Origin of the sequence: Pelobacter seleniigenes DSM 18267 (genome assembly GCF_000711225.1) — a bacterium.
Taxonomy (GTDB): domain Bacteria; phylum Desulfobacterota; class Desulfuromonadia; order Desulfuromonadales; family Geopsychrobacteraceae; genus Seleniibacterium; species Seleniibacterium seleniigenes.
The window spans coordinates 1,315,423-1,331,885 of record NZ_JOMG01000002.1 but is presented as its reverse complement, the minus strand read 5'-3'; the positions used below and the strand labels follow the sequence as shown (position 1 = coordinate 1,331,885).

The 16,463-nt window shown below is 51.7% G+C and carries 12 protein-coding genes and 1 pseudogene; 9 read left to right on the top strand and 4 right to left on the bottom strand.

The window, feature by feature from the left end:
• Positions 1-271 precede the first annotated feature (271 nt).
• The 5 genes and pseudogenes from N909_RS0108795 (at position 272) to N909_RS0108765 (ending at position 7,443) form a co-directional block, all read left to right on the top strand.
• Complete coding sequence (locus N909_RS0108795; RefSeq protein WP_029914165.1) at positions 272-4,222, top strand: RHS repeat-associated core domain-containing protein; 3,951 nt, start codon at positions 272-274, stop codon at positions 4,220-4,222.
• Positions 4,223-4,663: 441 nt separating this feature from the next.
• Positions 4,664-5,056, top strand: coding sequence for a DUF5412 family protein (locus tag N909_RS0108785; RefSeq protein WP_029914161.1), 393 nt, complete (start codon positions 4,664-4,666; stop codon positions 5,054-5,056).
• Positions 5,057-5,346: 290 nt separating this feature from the next.
• Positions 5,347-5,451: pseudogene (locus N909_RS26555) on the top strand (RHS repeat-associated core domain-containing protein); the annotation flags it as partial.
• A gap of 15 nt (positions 5,452-5,466) precedes the next feature.
• Positions 5,467-5,793, top strand: coding sequence for a hypothetical protein (locus N909_RS25240; RefSeq protein WP_245613588.1), 327 nt, complete (start codon positions 5,467-5,469; stop codon positions 5,791-5,793).
• Between the two features lie 345 nt (positions 5,794-6,138).
• A complete protein-coding gene (locus tag N909_RS0108765) occupies positions 6,139-7,443 on the top strand; it encodes a DUF4034 domain-containing protein (RefSeq protein ID WP_029914160.1) in 1,305 nt (434 codons plus the stop codon).
• 108 nt (positions 7,444-7,551) lie between these two features.
• Here N909_RS0108765 and N909_RS0108760 read toward each other — a convergent pair whose 3' ends face one another.
• Positions 7,552-8,364 (bottom strand): ZIP family metal transporter, encoded by an 813-nt coding sequence (locus N909_RS0108760; protein WP_029914158.1) that lies wholly within the window; start codon positions 8,362-8,364, stop codon positions 7,552-7,554.
• A 219-nt stretch (positions 8,365-8,583) separates the two neighbouring features.
• Here N909_RS0108760 and N909_RS0108755 point away from each other — a divergent pair, with 219 nt between their 5' ends.
• Positions 8,584-9,330 carry an SDR family NAD(P)-dependent oxidoreductase gene (locus tag N909_RS0108755; RefSeq protein ID WP_029914155.1) on the top strand — a complete coding sequence of 249 codons (747 nt, stop codon included), beginning with the start codon at positions 8,584-8,586 and terminating at the stop codon, positions 9,328-9,330.
• Positions 9,331-9,348: 18 nt separating this feature from the next.
• Here N909_RS0108755 and N909_RS0108750 read toward each other — a convergent pair whose 3' ends face one another.
• Complete coding sequence (locus tag N909_RS0108750; protein ID WP_029914153.1) at positions 9,349-10,593, bottom strand: RelA/SpoT domain-containing protein; 1,245 nt, start codon at positions 10,591-10,593, stop codon at positions 9,349-9,351.
• Positions 10,594-10,826: 233 nt separating this feature from the next.
• On the opposite strand from N909_RS0108750, the gene N909_RS0108745 reads away from it, so the two are divergent.
• A complete protein-coding gene (locus N909_RS0108745; protein WP_029914151.1) occupies positions 10,827-11,555 on the top strand; it encodes a hypothetical protein in 729 nt (242 codons plus the stop codon).
• Between the two features lie 260 nt (positions 11,556-11,815).
• Entirely contained in the window at positions 11,816-12,388 is a 573-nt protein-coding gene (locus tag N909_RS0108740; protein ID WP_029914149.1) for a nitroreductase family protein, read from the top strand.
• A gap of 194 nt (positions 12,389-12,582) precedes the next feature.
• Here N909_RS0108740 and N909_RS0108735 read toward each other — a convergent pair whose 3' ends face one another.
• Positions 12,583-15,111, bottom strand: coding sequence for an ABC transporter permease (locus N909_RS0108735; RefSeq protein ID WP_029914147.1), 2,529 nt, complete (start codon positions 15,109-15,111; stop codon positions 12,583-12,585).
• The gene (locus N909_RS0108730) at positions 15,108-15,797 is read right to left on the bottom strand and encodes an ABC transporter ATP-binding protein (RefSeq protein ID WP_029914146.1); all 690 of its coding nucleotides are present in this window, start codon (positions 15,795-15,797) and stop codon (positions 15,108-15,110) included. Before N909_RS0108730 ends, N909_RS0108735 begins: the two co-directional genes overlap by 4 nt.
• Here N909_RS0108730 and N909_RS0108725 point away from each other — a divergent pair.
• Complete coding sequence (locus tag N909_RS0108725) at positions 15,796-16,425, top strand: arylesterase (RefSeq protein ID WP_051689624.1); 630 nt, start codon at positions 15,796-15,798, stop codon at positions 16,423-16,425. The two genes, N909_RS0108730 and N909_RS0108725, sit on opposite strands and share 2 nt — an antisense overlap.
• Positions 16,426-16,463 lie beyond the last annotated feature (38 nt).

Here is a 16,463-nt window from a genome sequence, read left to right as displayed (position 1 = left end):
AAGTACGAGCCTGGTGAGTTTTTTGGGGCTGGGTTTTCTTCGGAACGCTTGGCACAGGCTTATAGCGAGTTGCTTCGGAAATTCCGCAGGCAACGGCTAAGTTTTCAGATTGGAAACGAGCAATTTTTTGTTGTGGCAAGGAAATCAAGGGGGGGTGCGGAGGCGTAGTACTTTACGCCGCACAAGAAAACCCGCAGATTGACACCGCCATAGCGGAAAAGGGCCGTTTCCGGATGAAAACTAGCGAACAAACCACAAGGGAGGGGTATCCATGCGTCAAGGCACTATTGCATCCAACCATTCACCAACAGCCATCCATTTTTTCAGTTTTTTTCTTTTTATTCTGGCGATTGTCTTGTTGCAGCCAAAAATGGTTTTGGCGACATCCTGTTCTGTCGGCGGTGGCACCTATATCATCGGTGAAGAACGCATCGCCGATCGTTGTGTTCCGGAGGGAATGAATGACGATACGGCGATTCATTTTGTCGGCAATACCATTATTTGCCAGAACGGTCAGGTCGTCACTGTTCCCGGCTATACCATACAGGGATATTACAAGCCCAAAAGTATTGTCAGTACAATGAAAAGTTATCCGTTTAAAGTGTTCCGCAACAAAGAGGGGACGCATATTATCGGGGTTCACCGTTACTATTTCGGGACGATTGACGGCAAGTCCATGGGCAGCTACTCAACCGGAAGTGTCACCACGGATCTTTTTGATGAGGCCCTTGCCCTATCTTGGGATGCGCCCGACTGCCGCGGCAAGGATTATAATACTTGCCCTTTGGAAACGGCTTCCGGGTCGACAGTCAACAAAGGGACCGGCCGTTACTCCCATCATCAGGAGCTTTTTGCCACCCGTAGTCGGCAACTGCTGGCAGGTCGTGTTGATCTATTCTATCGCAGCTTTCCGGAGGCCCCCAGCGCCATCGGAGGGGGCTGGAGCCATAGTTATGATATGAGGCTGGAACCGGGAGCCGGCAGCAGCCAGGTGTTCTGGCAGAATGGGAAGCGCAGGGTCTACGAATCTTACAACAGCGGTTATGTCTCGCCCAAAGACGATTATTCCACCTTGGTTCAAAATGAGGACTCGACATTTACGTTGACGGAAAAGAATGGGATTGTGCGACAGTTTGATGCAACCGGGCTGATCATGTCCATGACCGACCGGAACGGTAACGTCATGACATTCAGTTACAGTGACGATTTGCTGGCAAGTGTGACCGATGCTAACGGGCGCTCGATCAGCTTTTCCTATGTCGCAGACGATACATTGTCTGCAATAACTGATCCGAACGGTAACAGCTATCAGTTTCACTATACAAACGGGCAGCTGTCACGTGTCGTCTACCCGGATACGGCAGAGTGGGTTTATACCTATACCGCCAATGGCCTGCTTTTGTCAAAAACCGATCCTGAAGGACATTTGACCACCTATACCTACGACTCCGCTGACCGACTCACCACAGCGGTCGATCCGCGAGGTCGGGTTCGCAGCTACAGTCACGCCGTGTTGGGTTCTGTTGGCAAGGTGCCCGATCTCTATCCGATTGGAAAACGAAACCCCAAAAATTTTTCCGCTGTCGAAAAAGATGGCGGAGAGTGGAGCTATACTTTCGATACCCTGGTCGAAGCGGTGACCAGCAAAACCGACCCGCTGGGTCATACCACAACCTACAGTTATGATAACGAGGGCCGATTGACCAGCAAAACCGAGCCGGAGATCGGAACCACCAGTTACAGTTATGACGATGCCGGTAACATCATTTCGGTCACCGATCCCCTGGGTCAACAAACCAGCTACACTTATAATGCCTTCGGCCAGGTTCTCACCGTCAGCGGTGCTCCGGGCAGCTATTCTTACAGTTACGATGGTGGCGGCAACCTGCTGTCCATGACCAACCCCGCAGGGGAGACGGTTCAATATGCCTATGATTCCAGAGGGAATCTCACCGGCATGACCGATGCTGATGGTAACGTCCTGACTCTGGCCTATGACACGGCCAATAACCTGCTCAGCGTGACTCAGCCAAGCGGAGCTGTCACGGCCATGAGTTATGATGCCGCCGGTAATGTCCTGACCGTCACCAATGCTCTGGGCCATGTCACCACCATGACCTATGACAGCCGCAATCGTCTGGCAACCACCACCGATCCGGCCGGAAATATCACCACAGCAACTTACGATGGCAATAGCAATCCGGCATCAGTCAGCGACGCTAACGGGAATGTTACGGCGTACACTTACAATGAGCAGGGGCAGATGACAGAGCTGAACAATGCTCTTAATCAGTTGACAACCCTCTCCTACGGTAGCTCAGGTTGTCCGTCATGTAGCGGCGTTGACAAGCTTAATTCCCTGACCGACGCCAAAAGTCAGCAGACCAGCTTCAGCTACGATCAGATCGGTCGTCTGATGGCCGAGTCCGATCCGCTTGGAAAGACCACCAGCTTCAGTTATGGCGCCACCAAACAGCCCACGGCGCGGACAGCTGCCGGCGGTAACACGGTCAATTATACCTATGACGTTCTTCAGCGGCTTACCCAAAAGGCTTATCCAAACGGTGAAACCGTTGACTACAGTTATGACAGTCGCGGGAACATCCTGACCGCGGACAACGCTGCAGTCGATTACACAATGACCTATGATGCGGGGAACCGGGTCAGCAGTGTTGCGGATAATCGTGGCTATAGTCTGGGCTATGAGTACGATGCCACCGGTCGTCGCAGCGCCATGACCTTTGCTCCGGGAACCAGTGATGAATTCACGATCACCTATAGCTATGATGCTGATCATCGCTTAACCGGAATGACCACCCCGGCGGGCAGTTTCAGTTTCGCTTACGACCTGCTCGGGCGGCGTACCGCCCTCACCTATCCCCATGGCGTGGTTGGCAGTTACAGCTATGATGAAACCCATCAGCTGAACTGGCTGACCGGTATCAGTTACACCTCCGGTTCCGGTGAACTGTTGAGCGTTGCCTATCCTTTGCACGATAATGTCGGCAACCGCCTGCAGCGCAATGAAGATGGTGACAGCGTTGACTACAGCTATGACGCGGTTTATCAGGTGACCGCAGCCCAGTCGAGCCTGGACGATGAGGGCTTTTCCTATGATGCCGTGGGGAACCGGACTGCGGGACCGAGCGCAACGGATAGCTATACCCACAACGCCGCTAATCAGATGATCCAGGGTGGAGAGCTGAGTTTTGCTTACGACGAACGCGGCAACCAGAGCTATCGCTACCTCAACAGTGCCCAGACTGATTACTGGCACTACAGCTGGAACGCCGAAAATCAACTGATTCAGGCCGAGCTGACCGAAGCCGGAACCACGGTGCGCACTCTGACTTTTGAATATGATGCCTTTGGTCGCCGGGTAGAGAAGCAGATTACGGAAAATGGTACAACAAAGACCAGCAGCTATGTGTACGACGGTGAAGATATCCTGCTGAGGATTGATAACGACGGCAGTGCAACGACAACAACCTATATTATCCACGGCCCCGGTATCGATGAGCCGCTGGCAATGATCCACAGTGGGCAAACTTATTATTACCACGCTGACGGTTTGGGCAGTATCGTTGCCATAACCGATAGCAGCCAGACAATTGTCCAGCACTACGACTACGAGACCTTCGGCCAATTGACCGCCAGTGATGATTTTACCAGTAGCTATGCTTTCACTGGTAGGGAATGGGATGAGGATCTGAGCCTGTATTATTATCGGGCTCGTTACTACGATGCTCAGACAGGGCGGTTTATTAGTAAGGATCCGATTGGCTTTGCTGGTGGGGATGTGAATGTTTATCGGTATGTGGGGAATAATTCTGCCAATGAGATAGATCCCTTGGGGCTAAAAACATATCTGTGCAAAAAGCCTCTTAGTTTTGGAGGGACTGGAATAAAATCCGGTCCTGATATTCCTGGAAATCCTTTATATCACCAGTGGTCCTGTGTCGTAACTAGATCAGGGAGCATTGTCTGTGGAGGTCAAGATCGAAGTGGTAAGGTGACGGGAAGCCCAGGCAAACCAAGTAATGACACTTTTAGCTCCAAATACTGTGAAGAATCCTTGCCTGACTATGATTGTTTTGAAAAATGCTTACAAAATGAATGGTCAAAGCCAAGGCCCTATTATGGAATTCCTTTTGGAACAGATTGTCAAGAGTATGATGATAGAATTAATTTATATTGTAGACAATCTTGTGGTGTTGATTGAGATGAAAATAATTAAATTGCTATGGATTATATTTTCTATTTTAGTATTAATATATTCTATGTTTATATTATTCGAACTAGATGGAAAAGATGTAGAGATTTTTTTAATTTACTCTATGTTGTTAATATCTTTTCCTTCTGGTTTTTTGGCATCTTTTTCTTTATTTATAGTTAATTTTGAATTCAGTAGTAAATTATTTTTAATAATTTTTGAATGGTCAGTGTTTTTTATTTTTGGTTCAATTCAATGGCTATTTATTGTTCCAAAGATTATTCAGTTTTTTAATAAAAATAAATAATATCCTTTATTGAAGTTTTACTTTTGACAAAAGTAAGGCCAGACACCAACAATAGGTGTCTGGCCTTACTTAAATGATGAATTCTTTGGCTACAACGAAAATTTATAATGATATGCCATTAAATTTAAACACAAAATATTGATATGGCTAACTTTTTAATAAAGTTTTTATTAATTATCCAAATTTTTGTGATGCTAGGTTGTAGCTCTATAGACCCATGCCATGAATTGGAAATACTTAGGGAACAATCTCCTGATGATGCTGTAGATTTTGTTGTGATGGAGAAAGATTGTGGGGCAACAACTTCTATAAGTATATTAATTTTTATAGTCCCCAAAGGGAGCTCTACTGATGAATTTAAACCTATATTTATGGCAGATCATGTTGAGGGGCTTACCGTGAATTGGAAAAAGGCAAGAGAAATGACTATAGAATATAGAAATGCAAGGATTTTTAGCTACACTAATTTTTGGCAATTTCGATATGTTCAAAATTTTAAATATATAGTTTCTGTTCGTGAATATCGATATCAGTGAGTGTTTACAATATAAACGCCCCCCTCCCTGTGATCCTTTGAAAGAATCACAGGGAGGCACGGGTTTCAATAACGGTAGGAAATATTTACGCCCGAATCGCATAGTACCATGTTGATGGCTTGGGCAGTATCGTTGGTATAACCGATAGCAGCCAGACTATTGTCCAATGTTACAGCTACGACACCTTCGACCAATTGACCGCTAGTGATGATTTTGTCAATAGCTATGCTTTTTTTACGGGCCGGGAATGGGATGAGGAGCTGGGTCTGTATTATTAGCGGGCTCGTTACTACGATGCACAGACAGGGCGATTTGTCAGTAAGGATCCGATTGGTTTTGTCGGTGGGGATGTAAATGTTTATCGATATGTTTGGAATAATGCTCCAAAACTTATCGATCCTCAGGGATATATGGGTTTTGATTTCGGATTTGATGAAGGAGATATATATTTAAATGAACTTAGAATTTATAGGGATCATCTATGGGCGATTCGGAAATCATCGGCGCAAATCAAGCTTTGCAATCAGTTGGAAGAAGACCATCAAAAATTCGTAAAATTAGTAGATTTGTTATATGCAATACCTCCGATTGATATGAATGGAACTGCTCCAAAAATCTTTGAATATATCTCTTATCCAAATCAAAAAAATATCGACAACCTAAGGAGAAGAGCCAAGTCAAATCGTTCTACTTCTATAGATTTTATATATAATTTCAGCCGTTTTTTTGAGAATTGATAAGCTTCTTCTATGGATAGAAAAAAAGAATATTTGTGGCGCGGGATTTTTTTCATAGTAGTTTTAATGTTTCTCTGGTCCTGTTTTGAACCTGAATATTTGGACGATACCTTCGATCCGTTAAGGTCTGGTGGAAATGGCCTTGGACTTGCTTTTATGATTGTTTCTGCATGTGCAGCTATTTATAGTTTTTATAAATTTTTCAAATAAAAATTTTAGCGGGTAGAGCTTTTTAACAAATTGCCTACCCGCTAAACAATTGTCCGGAATGCAAAGCCAGCTGATTCAGGCTGAACTGATCGATATAGAAAAACTCAATGTGATTCATATCGGAGGGGATTCATTATGAGCAGACGCTTGATTGTATGTATTGTTCAACTCTTTCTTTTTTTCTTGATAACAATCTCTACTTGTTCAGCCGCTTTCCAGCTGCCTGCCGGGTTGGAAGGGGAACGCGCCAGCACTTTGATCCATGCACAGGTTCTCGACCTCCTGCATGAAAGCAAGTTCCAGGAGTTGGAAGATCTTGCTGCGGACCTGAGGAAGAATAAAGCGCGATTTACCAGCCATCGCTGGCAATTGACTGCCTTTTACCAATCTTTCGCCATGGCGAAACTTGACGACGCAGGTTGGCTGGATCTGATTTCTACGGTTGAGAGTTGGCGGCAAGCTTATCCTGAATCGGTGACTGCGACTACGGCTCTGGCTCGTACTTGGTTTGGGTATGGCTGGTACGCTCGCGGCACTGGCTATGCTAAAGATGTGCCTGCCAGAAATATGGCGTTATTCAAGGAACGCTTGCATACTGCATATGAAATCCTTGTAAATGATTCTTTCTCTGACGACTGTCCTGGCCGTTATCATCTATTGTTGCTGATTTCCCCACTCTTGGGAGAAAAAAGATTATTATTCGGGCATGTTTTCGAACAGGCAATCCAGTTTGCACCAGACTATCCCGAGTTTTATTTAACGGTAGCAACTCACCTTCTTCCTCGCTGGGGAGGGGCTCCCGGAGCCTGGTTGGAATTTGCGGAATGGGTTGCACAACATTCAGGTTCTGATAGTGATTTACTTTATTTGATGATAGTTCTGAATGTTCAACAAATTGGAGGAGTTCGAGATCTTCAGTCTGCCGGAATCTCCTGGCCGCGTTTGCAGAATGCTTTCCTGAAATTGGAACAACTCTATCCCGGGTCGCAAAGAAATGCCAATCATCACGCGTTGCTGGCCTGCCTAGCCAATGATCGAGAGGCTTTGCGCCAGGTTGTCGAAGATAAAAACTTCAGGTTCCTTGCGGAGTTCTGGCCGCGTATCAGCATCCATGATTGTTTGGCTAAAAATGAACTCCCTCCTTTGCATAACCTGTCACCTGGGCAAATGAAAACGCACAGGGACAGGTTGGATGGTCAGGTTTTTAAAGATTTTTTAGCAAAAGCTCAGAGCGGCGATCGCCTAGCCATGGTCATGGTCAGTCAGATGTACAGCCGCGGAGAGGGTACGCCTCAGGATGATTTGGCTGCATATGCATGGCTCATGGTTTCAGGGGAAAATCAGGATCTTTGTAAAGAGCTTTATCAGCGCATTCCAAAACATAAGCGAACAGAAGCTGTTCTAAGGATTGAGCAGATAAAGGAAAGCCTGACGAAATAATAACGGCTGACTTGTTCCTTTATTTAAGACGTTGCGGCCCAAAGTGATTTCTTGCCAAGGAGAGAGGCCGCCAGTTTGTGTCATCCCATGTCTAAATTCAAATTAGTTCTATCCCAAAGCCACATCCAGCATCATCATGATGGAAAAACCACTCATCACCCCGAACGTAGCCAGGTCGGTATTGTTGCCCTGCTGCGATTCGGGGATGACTTCTTCTACCACCACAAAGATCATGGCACCGGCGGCAAAGGCCAGGGCAAAGGGCAGAATCGGTCTGGCGTAAGCGACCATGGCCGCCCCGGCTACGCCAGCGATAACTTCAACCATGCCCGACAGTTGTCCGGCCATGAAGCTACGATGGCGGGACAGTCCATCCCGGCGCAGCGGCACGGCAACGGCCAATCCTTCCGGGAAATTCTGAATTCCGATCCCCATGGCCAGGGCCATGGCACCAGCCATGGACGCTTCCGGAAATCCTGCGCCGACTGCGCCAAAAGCGACTCCGACTGCCAGCCCTTCGGGAATATTGTGCATGGTGATGGCCAGCACCAGCAGGGTGCTGCGCCGCCAGTTGGTTTCAATCCCTTCGGCATCGGCCATCGGCGTATTCAGATGCAGGTGGGGGAGAAACTTGTCGATCAGGCGCAGAAAACCACCGCCGCACATAAAGCCGAAAGCGACCACCAGCCAAGCCGGCAGGAACTGCCCTTCGGCCATCTCCAGGGCCGGTGCAAGCAGGGACCAGAAGCTGGCAGCGATCATGACCCCGGCGGCAAAGCCGAGCATAATGTCGAGGGTCTTGCGGCTTGGAGTCTGCTGCAGATAGACCGCTGCCGCGCCCAGTGCGGTCATACCCCAGGTAAACAGGGTGGCGAAGAAGGCCTGCCAGATGGGGTGCATGCTGAGAAACGCATCAGTCATAAGATTCCTCCAAAAAATTAATTCAGTGCAGCGACTTAGCGCAAATCATAACACAGATCACTAAAAAGGATATCCACTGGGAGCAACGGTTGCCGGGCTGCTGGAGATAGTCAACCGTGTGTTGATGCCCGGGGAGAATAAAGTTCAGGACGAATGTGGTCAGCAGCTGTATACTGTTAGGATATTTTTTATCTGCAACTGTTTCCAGGAGGTTATACGATGGCAAAAACCATAGTGATTACCGGAGCGACATCCGGTTTCGGCAAGGCTTGTGCGGAATATTTTGCCGAGCAGGGCTGGCTGTTGATTTTGACCGGACGGCGGATTGAACGGCTGGAAGAACTGAAGAAGCAGCTTGGCAGTGCGGTGCGCCAGGTCATTCCGCTGGACGTGCGTGATCGCGACGCTGTTTTCAGTCAGCTGGGTGGTCTGAAGGATGTCGATTTACTGCTCAATAATGCGGGGCTGGCCCTCGGTCTTGAACCTTCCTGGCAGGTCAGTCCGGACGACTGGGATACCATGATCGACACCAATATCAAAGGGTTGACCTACTGCACCCGCGCCCTGCTGCCGCAGATGGTTGAGCGCGACAGCGGCCATATCATCAATATCGGTTCGGTTGCCGCCAACTGGCCGTATCCGGGGGGGAATGTCTATGGCAGCACCAAGGCTTTTGTGCAACAGTTCAGCCGGAATCTGCGCGCGGACCTGCTTGGCCACAATGTCCGGGTGACCGTGATTGAGCCGGGTATGGCGGAAAGCGAATTTTCCAAGGTCCGTTTCAAGGGAGACGATCAGAGAGCCGCCAAAGTCTATGCCGGCACCGAAGCCCTGACCCCGCGGGATATTGCCGAGATCGTCTATTGGGCGACGGCACGACCCAAGCATGTCAACATCAATTCCCTTGAGGTGATGTGCATTGATCAGTCCTGGGGACCGTTTGCTGTCCATCGTGACAACAGCTGAGGATTAGTGCAGGATTCGTTAGAAAAGCAGGCGGCGGAGAACTTTTTCCAGGTCCTCGGCCGGGGTGAAATCCGCTTTTCTTTGCAGGGTGCTGCGGCAATCGTCCAAGGCCCGGCTGTAGAGCTTCATCTCATAACAGGTTTGCGCACGCCCCCAGTAGCCTTCGTACTGCTGGGGGTGTATTTCCACCACCCGATTATAATCTTCCAGCGATTGATCCATTTTCCCCAGGACCCGGTAAGCCAGTCCCCGGTTGCTCCAGGCCCGGAAATTCTCTTCATTGAACTCAATAGCCTTGCTGAAATCTTCCACCCCTTTCTGGTAGTCGGAGAGGGCAAACAGGGCCATGCCGCGATGATTGTAGACCAGTGAGCGGATGGCCGGTTCCAGTTTCATACGCAGCAGGATACTGTAAATGTCGATAGCTTGTGAAAAGGCGTTGTTGCTATGGGCTTCCAGGGCGGCCAGCATCAACTGTTCCAGTTTTTTAGAGGCGATCTGCTCCGGAACAAACTCCCCCAGCTCCGGTTCAGTCACCTGTTTCAGTTCCGGCAGTTGAGAAATCTGGATACTGCCGCAGGCACAGGCCTCAGATTCAACGCTCTGGCGCCGCTTGAGTCCGCGTTGGCGGATCTCTTTCTGGTAATCGCGGATTTCCTGAAAGACCAGGTCTGAAAGGGTTAAAGAGGCGTTCAGCGAGGCCAGTTTCCGGCGGATCGAATGATTAGGTATGGCGATATCGGACTTGTAGACCAGTTCATGTTCCACTTCAGCCCAAGCTTCCTGCAAGATTGTCCGTAGCTGGATTTCACAGACATCAGTGCTGTAAGGCAGCCTGGCTCCTTGTTCAAGCGGCGGAGTTTTAATCAAAATGTGGACGGAATCATAGCCGAATTCTCGGAAACTGTGCTGCTCGGCCTTGTGTTCCATTTCGAGAATTTCAAACGACCGGGCGATGATCCTTTCAACGTGTTCGAGGTCCTCCAGAAACGGGCAGACAATTCTGACTCCGAGCAGGTCGGTAATGCAGATGTCTTTGTCTGTGCTCTGCTTTCTTTGCCGGAGCAGCTTTTCACAAAAGTTGTCGAAACGCTTAAGCCGATACTTGATGGTCACGGAGAGTCCTGCCGCTTCCAGCAGCAGTCGCAGCTGTTTTTGGATCTCGGCCAGCAGTCGTTCGTAGCCGGGGCGCAGCTCATGGTAGGTCTCCTCCAGTGCCGGGCAGTCGTACAATGGTTTTTTTTCTGAGATGCGTGCTCTCATGCAGCATTACTTTCTGCAAGTTGTTAAACTTGTCGACCTGTGCGGAAACAGGACACCAAGGCCGGTTGTTGAAAAAATCCCCGTTCAGAATTCGAGTTTAAATCATTTTGTTCCTTTGCAAAGGATAAATAGCTGATTTTTAGATTAAAGTTTTTCCAGTTTACGACCGATAAAGATAAAAACGACTCATTTTCGTCTGACACTCGTGAATCTATCCACGGAAGGATAATCACATGGCCAGCAATCTCAAAGTCGGCGGCATTAATGCCTATCAGCCGTATCGTGAAGTGGAGCCGGTTTCTTCCTACCCCCGGATCGACCCCCATCAACCTCGTGACCAATACCCGCAACAGGAGCCGCTTGCCCAGAACGAGCCCACTGATCAGGCCCGGCGCCGGTTCAGAGCCATGCGGAAACTGATCGACCGCCTCAAGGAAAACTCCCGGATTGTCCGAGTTGACTATCTGACTGCCGAACAAGAGTTGTGTGAGCTCGGTCGCCATCTGGTCGAAGAAGAACTGGTTCAGCAGCTGCTGACCTTGAAATTTCCTCTGGAGAGCATCGAAGCCATATTCAAGGATCTGGGGCAGCAGCTTGAACGCCCCGACCTGCAGACCGGGGGGACGCTGACCGAAGTTGATAATTTTTTTCCGGTTTATGTTGCCGGCCTTTTGCGGGGGCTGTTGTGCTTTAACAACCTGCCGGTGCCGGAGCTGTTGATCAGCGATCACATCACTAATGAAATTCGTAGTGACGGCCAGTTTGTGATGGAAAAAAACCGAATCAGGCTGGAATTCCGCGATCCTCCCACGCCTGGCGGGAAAGACCGCCACCGCCTGAATATCCGCCTGCTGGTGGCGATCACTGAAATGGATGAAGAGGGACGCCGGGCCTTCCTGTATCAGCGGGGAGACCTGGATTTCGCTCTCTATGCCGATAAACAAATCAGTTTATCGATCTGACTCCTTGATCAGCCGGGTTCCAACCGGCACGGATTGCCTTGCTCTCGTGGTTTCCCACCCGCCATTTCCGTTGAAACCCCTTGTAGAAGCTGACCCGGTGGCGAAATGACAGTTGTTTCTGTTGTACTGCGGCGGTTGCGGAATCAGAGCACCTGCGCTGCCATTGCTGCGAACTGGATCTTTTTCTGGACGCAGGGGCGTCGATGAGAGATAGTTCTGGCTGATTTTGTGAACTAAGCTTATCACCGAGGAGACAGAGAATGCCTGTAAAAGAGCTTGTGACGAAAAACCGATCCTACCGAAGATTTTATCAAGACCATGCTATTTCCACAGCGCAACTGCGCGATCTGGTCGACTTGGCCCGTCTGTCAGCAACCGGCGCCAATCTGCAGGCGCTGAAATATGTCCTGGCTGCGACTCCCGAGAAAAACAGCATCATTTTTGAGCATCTGGCCTGGGCCGGTTATCTGAAAGACTGGGTCGGTCCGGTCGAAGGAGAGCGTCCCAGTGGTTATATTGTGATGCTGCTCGACCGTAAGATTGCCAAGTCCTGCGCCTGTGATCACGGCATTGCCGCGCAAAGCATGCTGCTGGGCGCAGTTGAGGCCGGCCTGGGAGGTTGCATCTTTGCCAATATCAAGCGCGACCAGCTGGCGGCAGCGTTGAATCTGGATGAACACTATGAAATCTTGCTGGTTCTGGCGCTGGGCAAGCCCAAGGAGGACGTTCGCATCGTCCCCCTCGGCGAGGATGGCAGCATTCGTTATTATCGGGATGACGCCGGGGTGCACTATGTGCCTAAGCGCGCCCTGGACGATATTATTATCGATTGATCCGGGGTGACAAATTCCTGATCTTTGGCCAAGCCGGGGCGGTTATCGAATCGTCTCGGCTTGGCAGTTCCAAGCGGCGGACCTCCCAATTTGTCGCGGCCTTGTCCTGCTCTCATTCGGACGGCAGTTTTCCCGTTTTCCCTTGTTTCCTTCCCGACCGCAATCGCCTGTTCCGCAACGACGGGCACTCTTTCTTAATCATTACGCAGATAGCTGGATGGCTTCTGCCCCAACGCTTTCCAGGTTCCGGCCAGGCCGAGCACCAGCGTCAACAGAATGCCTATTCCCAGGGTCAGCAGGATGATTACCGGTTGCAGCCGATAGGTTGCATTCAGGGGACCGTCGACAATCGCCATGGCCGCCGCAGAGCCGGCCAGGAGGCTGACGGTTCCGGCACTCAACCCGAGCAGGATGAACTCGGTCGCAAAGGCGGTCAGGATATCCCGGCGGGTCGCACCGCAAACCTTGAGAATAACCGCGTCCCGAATGCGGCGATGCTGATCCGCGGAGACCGCTCCGCTCAGCACCAGAAGGCCGCTCAGCAAAGCGATGGCGGCAATCCCTTTAAAGACCCAGGCGATCCGCTCCAGGGTGATGGAGACATTTTTCAGGACTTCACGTACCGATAACGCAGAAACATTGGGAAACCGGTCCGTCACCTGACGATAAACGGTTTGTTCCAGGGCCGGTTCCAATTGTGCCGCGGCAATATAAGTTTGTGGTGCGGATTCCAGGACACCTGGTGCAAAGATAATGGCAAAATTGAGTTCCAGGCTGGTCCAGTCGACGGTGCGCACATTGGCGATTTTGGCGGTGATGGTACGGCCGAGGATATTGACATCCAGAGTATCGCCGAGACCGACGGAAAATCCATCCGCCAGATCCCGGGTCAGGGAAATCAGTGGCGGACCGGAATAGTTTTCCGGCCACCAGGTGCCGCTGCTGAGGACGGTGTGCGGCGGCAGCTGGGCGGCATAGCTGAGAAAACGGTCGCCACGGACGGCCCAGCGGACATCAGGGGAGATGCTGGCTTGATCCGCTGGCACTCCTTTGATGGCAGTAATGCGTCCGCGCAGGGTCGGCGAAGCTTTCAGGCTGTTACCGGGTGGTAACTGGGCGAACAGCTTTTTGAAGGGCGCGATCTGATCCGGCTGAATATCGAAAAAGAAAAAGGCCGGTGCATCTTTGGGCAGGGTTTCGTTGACCATGTCATTCAGGTTGCTCTGTACCTGGGCGATCATGACCAGGACGGTCAGACCGATCCCTAAAGAAAAAAGAATCCCCCCGGCCGGTGAGCCGGGTCTGGCGATATCCGCCAGCGCCAGGCGCACGGAAGGGTTCGACGCCCGGGGGAGCCTGGCGGTCAGGCGGATGGTTGCCGTAGCCAGCAACCTAAACAGCACAAAACAGCCGGTGGCTCCAACAATAAACCAGAGTGCCAGACGCTGATCCGGGCTGGATACCAGGGCGATGGCGACCAGCAGGGCGGTGGTCAGCAGCACCGCGGCGCGACTGCCCGGACCGGGTCTGCCGCTATCCATATCGGTATAACTGCGAAACAATGTCGCCGGAGTGACCCGGCAGGCCTTGCCCAGCTCCTGCAAAGAGAACAATAAGGCGATGAGCAGCCCATAGCTCATGGCCAACAGCCAGACCCGCGGGAACAGCCCGGGTTCCATCGGAATCGGGAAGCTGCCGCCGAAAAATTGGACAATCAGCCAGGGCAGTGCCGCGCCGGCCAGCAACCCGGCGGTTGAACCGATGGCGCCCAGCAACAGAATCTGTAGCAGGTAAGTGGTAAAGATGATGGCGCGCGAGGCGCCCAGGCATTTGAGAGTGGCAATATGCTGAATCTTGGCCGTCAGATAACCGCGTACGGCACCGGTGACTCCCAATCCGCCGACCAGCAGGGAACAAAGCCCGAGCAGCGTCAGATTGGTCTCCATCCGATCAAGGAAGCTGCGCACCCGCGGAGCCGCCTCGCGCCAGGTGCGAATCCGCCAGCCCGCCTCGGGAAAACGCTCAGTTAATAACTGCTTGACCGCTTCGGCCTGATTGCGATCCGGCAATTTCAGCCGATACAGATAATTGACCAGACTGCCCGGCTGGATCAATCCGGTTGCCGGCATGGCAGCGCTGGCCACCATGATCCGGGGGCCGAGATTGAAGGCGCGAATGCTTCGGTCCGGCTCATTTTCAATAACCGCCCGGATGGTGAAGGTTGTGTCGCCAAGGCGGACCTGATCACCAACCGTCACGGAAAATCGCTGTAAAAAAGCTTTTTCGACAACCGCTCCGGGAGTTTCCGCTGTCATCAAGGCCTGGGCCAAGGGCTGCGCCGGAGCAAGAGGCAGGGAGCCGTAGAGGGGGTAAGCCTGATCAACGGCTTTCAGTTCGACCAGCCCGCGGTTGGCATTTTTTTCGGTCCTGGCCATGGTGCGCAGTTGGAGGATCTGGGACACCGTCCCCTGCTGGCGCAGAAAGTCCAGCTGATCGGTGGCCATGGGGCGATTGATCAGGCGGATCTCCAGGTCGCCACCGAGCAGGGCTCCGGCATCGTCCAGCAGTCCTCGGTGGGCCGCTGCGCTGAAGTTACCGATGGCGGAAATGGTAAAGACCCCGAGGAAAAGACAGACCAGGAAAACCCCGAAGCCGCGGATGCCATGGCGCATTTCTCGCCGCAGCAGGCGGAGCGCTTGCAATAACATAGCTGTTGTCTTCATGCCGCTGCCCAATCGATATGGTCCAGTTGACCATCGGCCATGCGGATAGTGCGCTGGCAGCGTTGCGCCAGGTTAAGGTCATGGGTAATCAGAATCAGGGTTGTGCCTTGGTCCTGTTGCAGATTAAACAGCAGCTCCATGACCTTGTGGCCGGTCTCCTGGTCAAGGTTTCCGGTCGGCTCGTCGGCCAGGATCAGGGCCGGCCGGGAGACAAAGGCCCGGGCCAACGCGACCCGTTGTTGCTCGCCGCCGGAGAGCTGGCCGGGAAAATGTGCGGCCCGCTGTTCGAGTCCGGTTGCGGCCAGGGCTTCCAAGGCCCGTCCGCGGGGATCGGGCACGGCCGAAAATTCCAATGGCAGGGCGACGTTTTCAAGGGCGGTCATGGTTGGAATCAGGTGGAAGGATTGAAAGACGATGCCGATCTGCTCGCGCCGAAACCGGGCCAGCTCATCTTCGCTGAGTCCGGACAGCCTCGTGCCGGCAATGGTGATTTCTCCTGCGCTGATTTGTTCGAGGCCGGCCAGAGCCATCAGCAAGGTGGTTTTCCCGGCTCCGGACGGGCCGACGATACTCAGGGTTTCGCTCCGCGCTACGGTCAGGTCGATCCCGCGGAGAATATTGACCCGGCCCGCGCCTCCTTCTAAACTGAGATGAAGATTATTAATTTTGATGATGGGATCTGACATGAATTCTCCCCGCTGGCTTTTGACATTGCTGTTTTTTTTACTGTTCCCGGGGTCGCAACTGCATGCCGCGGCAACCAAAAAAACCATTCTGGCCTTTGGCGACAGCCTGACCGCGGGCTACGGTTTGCCGGCAACGGACTCTTTTCCGACCCGCCTGGAACAGGCTCTGAACAGTGCTGGGTATCAGGTTAAAGTCATAAACGCCGGGATTTCGGGCGATACAAGTGCCGGTGGCGTCGCCAGGATTTCATGGAGTCTGGCCGAAAAGCCTGACCTGGCAATTGTTGAATTGGGGGCCAACGATGCCCTGCGCGGACTGGACCCGCAGGACACCCGAAAAAATCTGGCCTTTATTCTGACCCAGCTGAATAAAGCCGGGGTAAAAACCATCCTTGCCGGAATGAAGGCTCCGCGCAACCTCGGCGAAAACTATTATACCAGCTTTGACCGCATCTATCCGGAATTGGCCGCACAATACCAAGTTGAGTTGTACCCGTTCTTTTTGCAGGGGGTGGTTGGTAACAGTGCCCTGAACCAGGCCGACGGGATCCACCCCAATGCGGCCGGGGTGGAGGTGATCGTCAAGCAGTTCCTGCCGCTGGTGGAGAAAGTTTTACAGCGCGGTTAGTGTCCAATCTGAAAACTTAGCCGTTGCCCTGCGGAGTT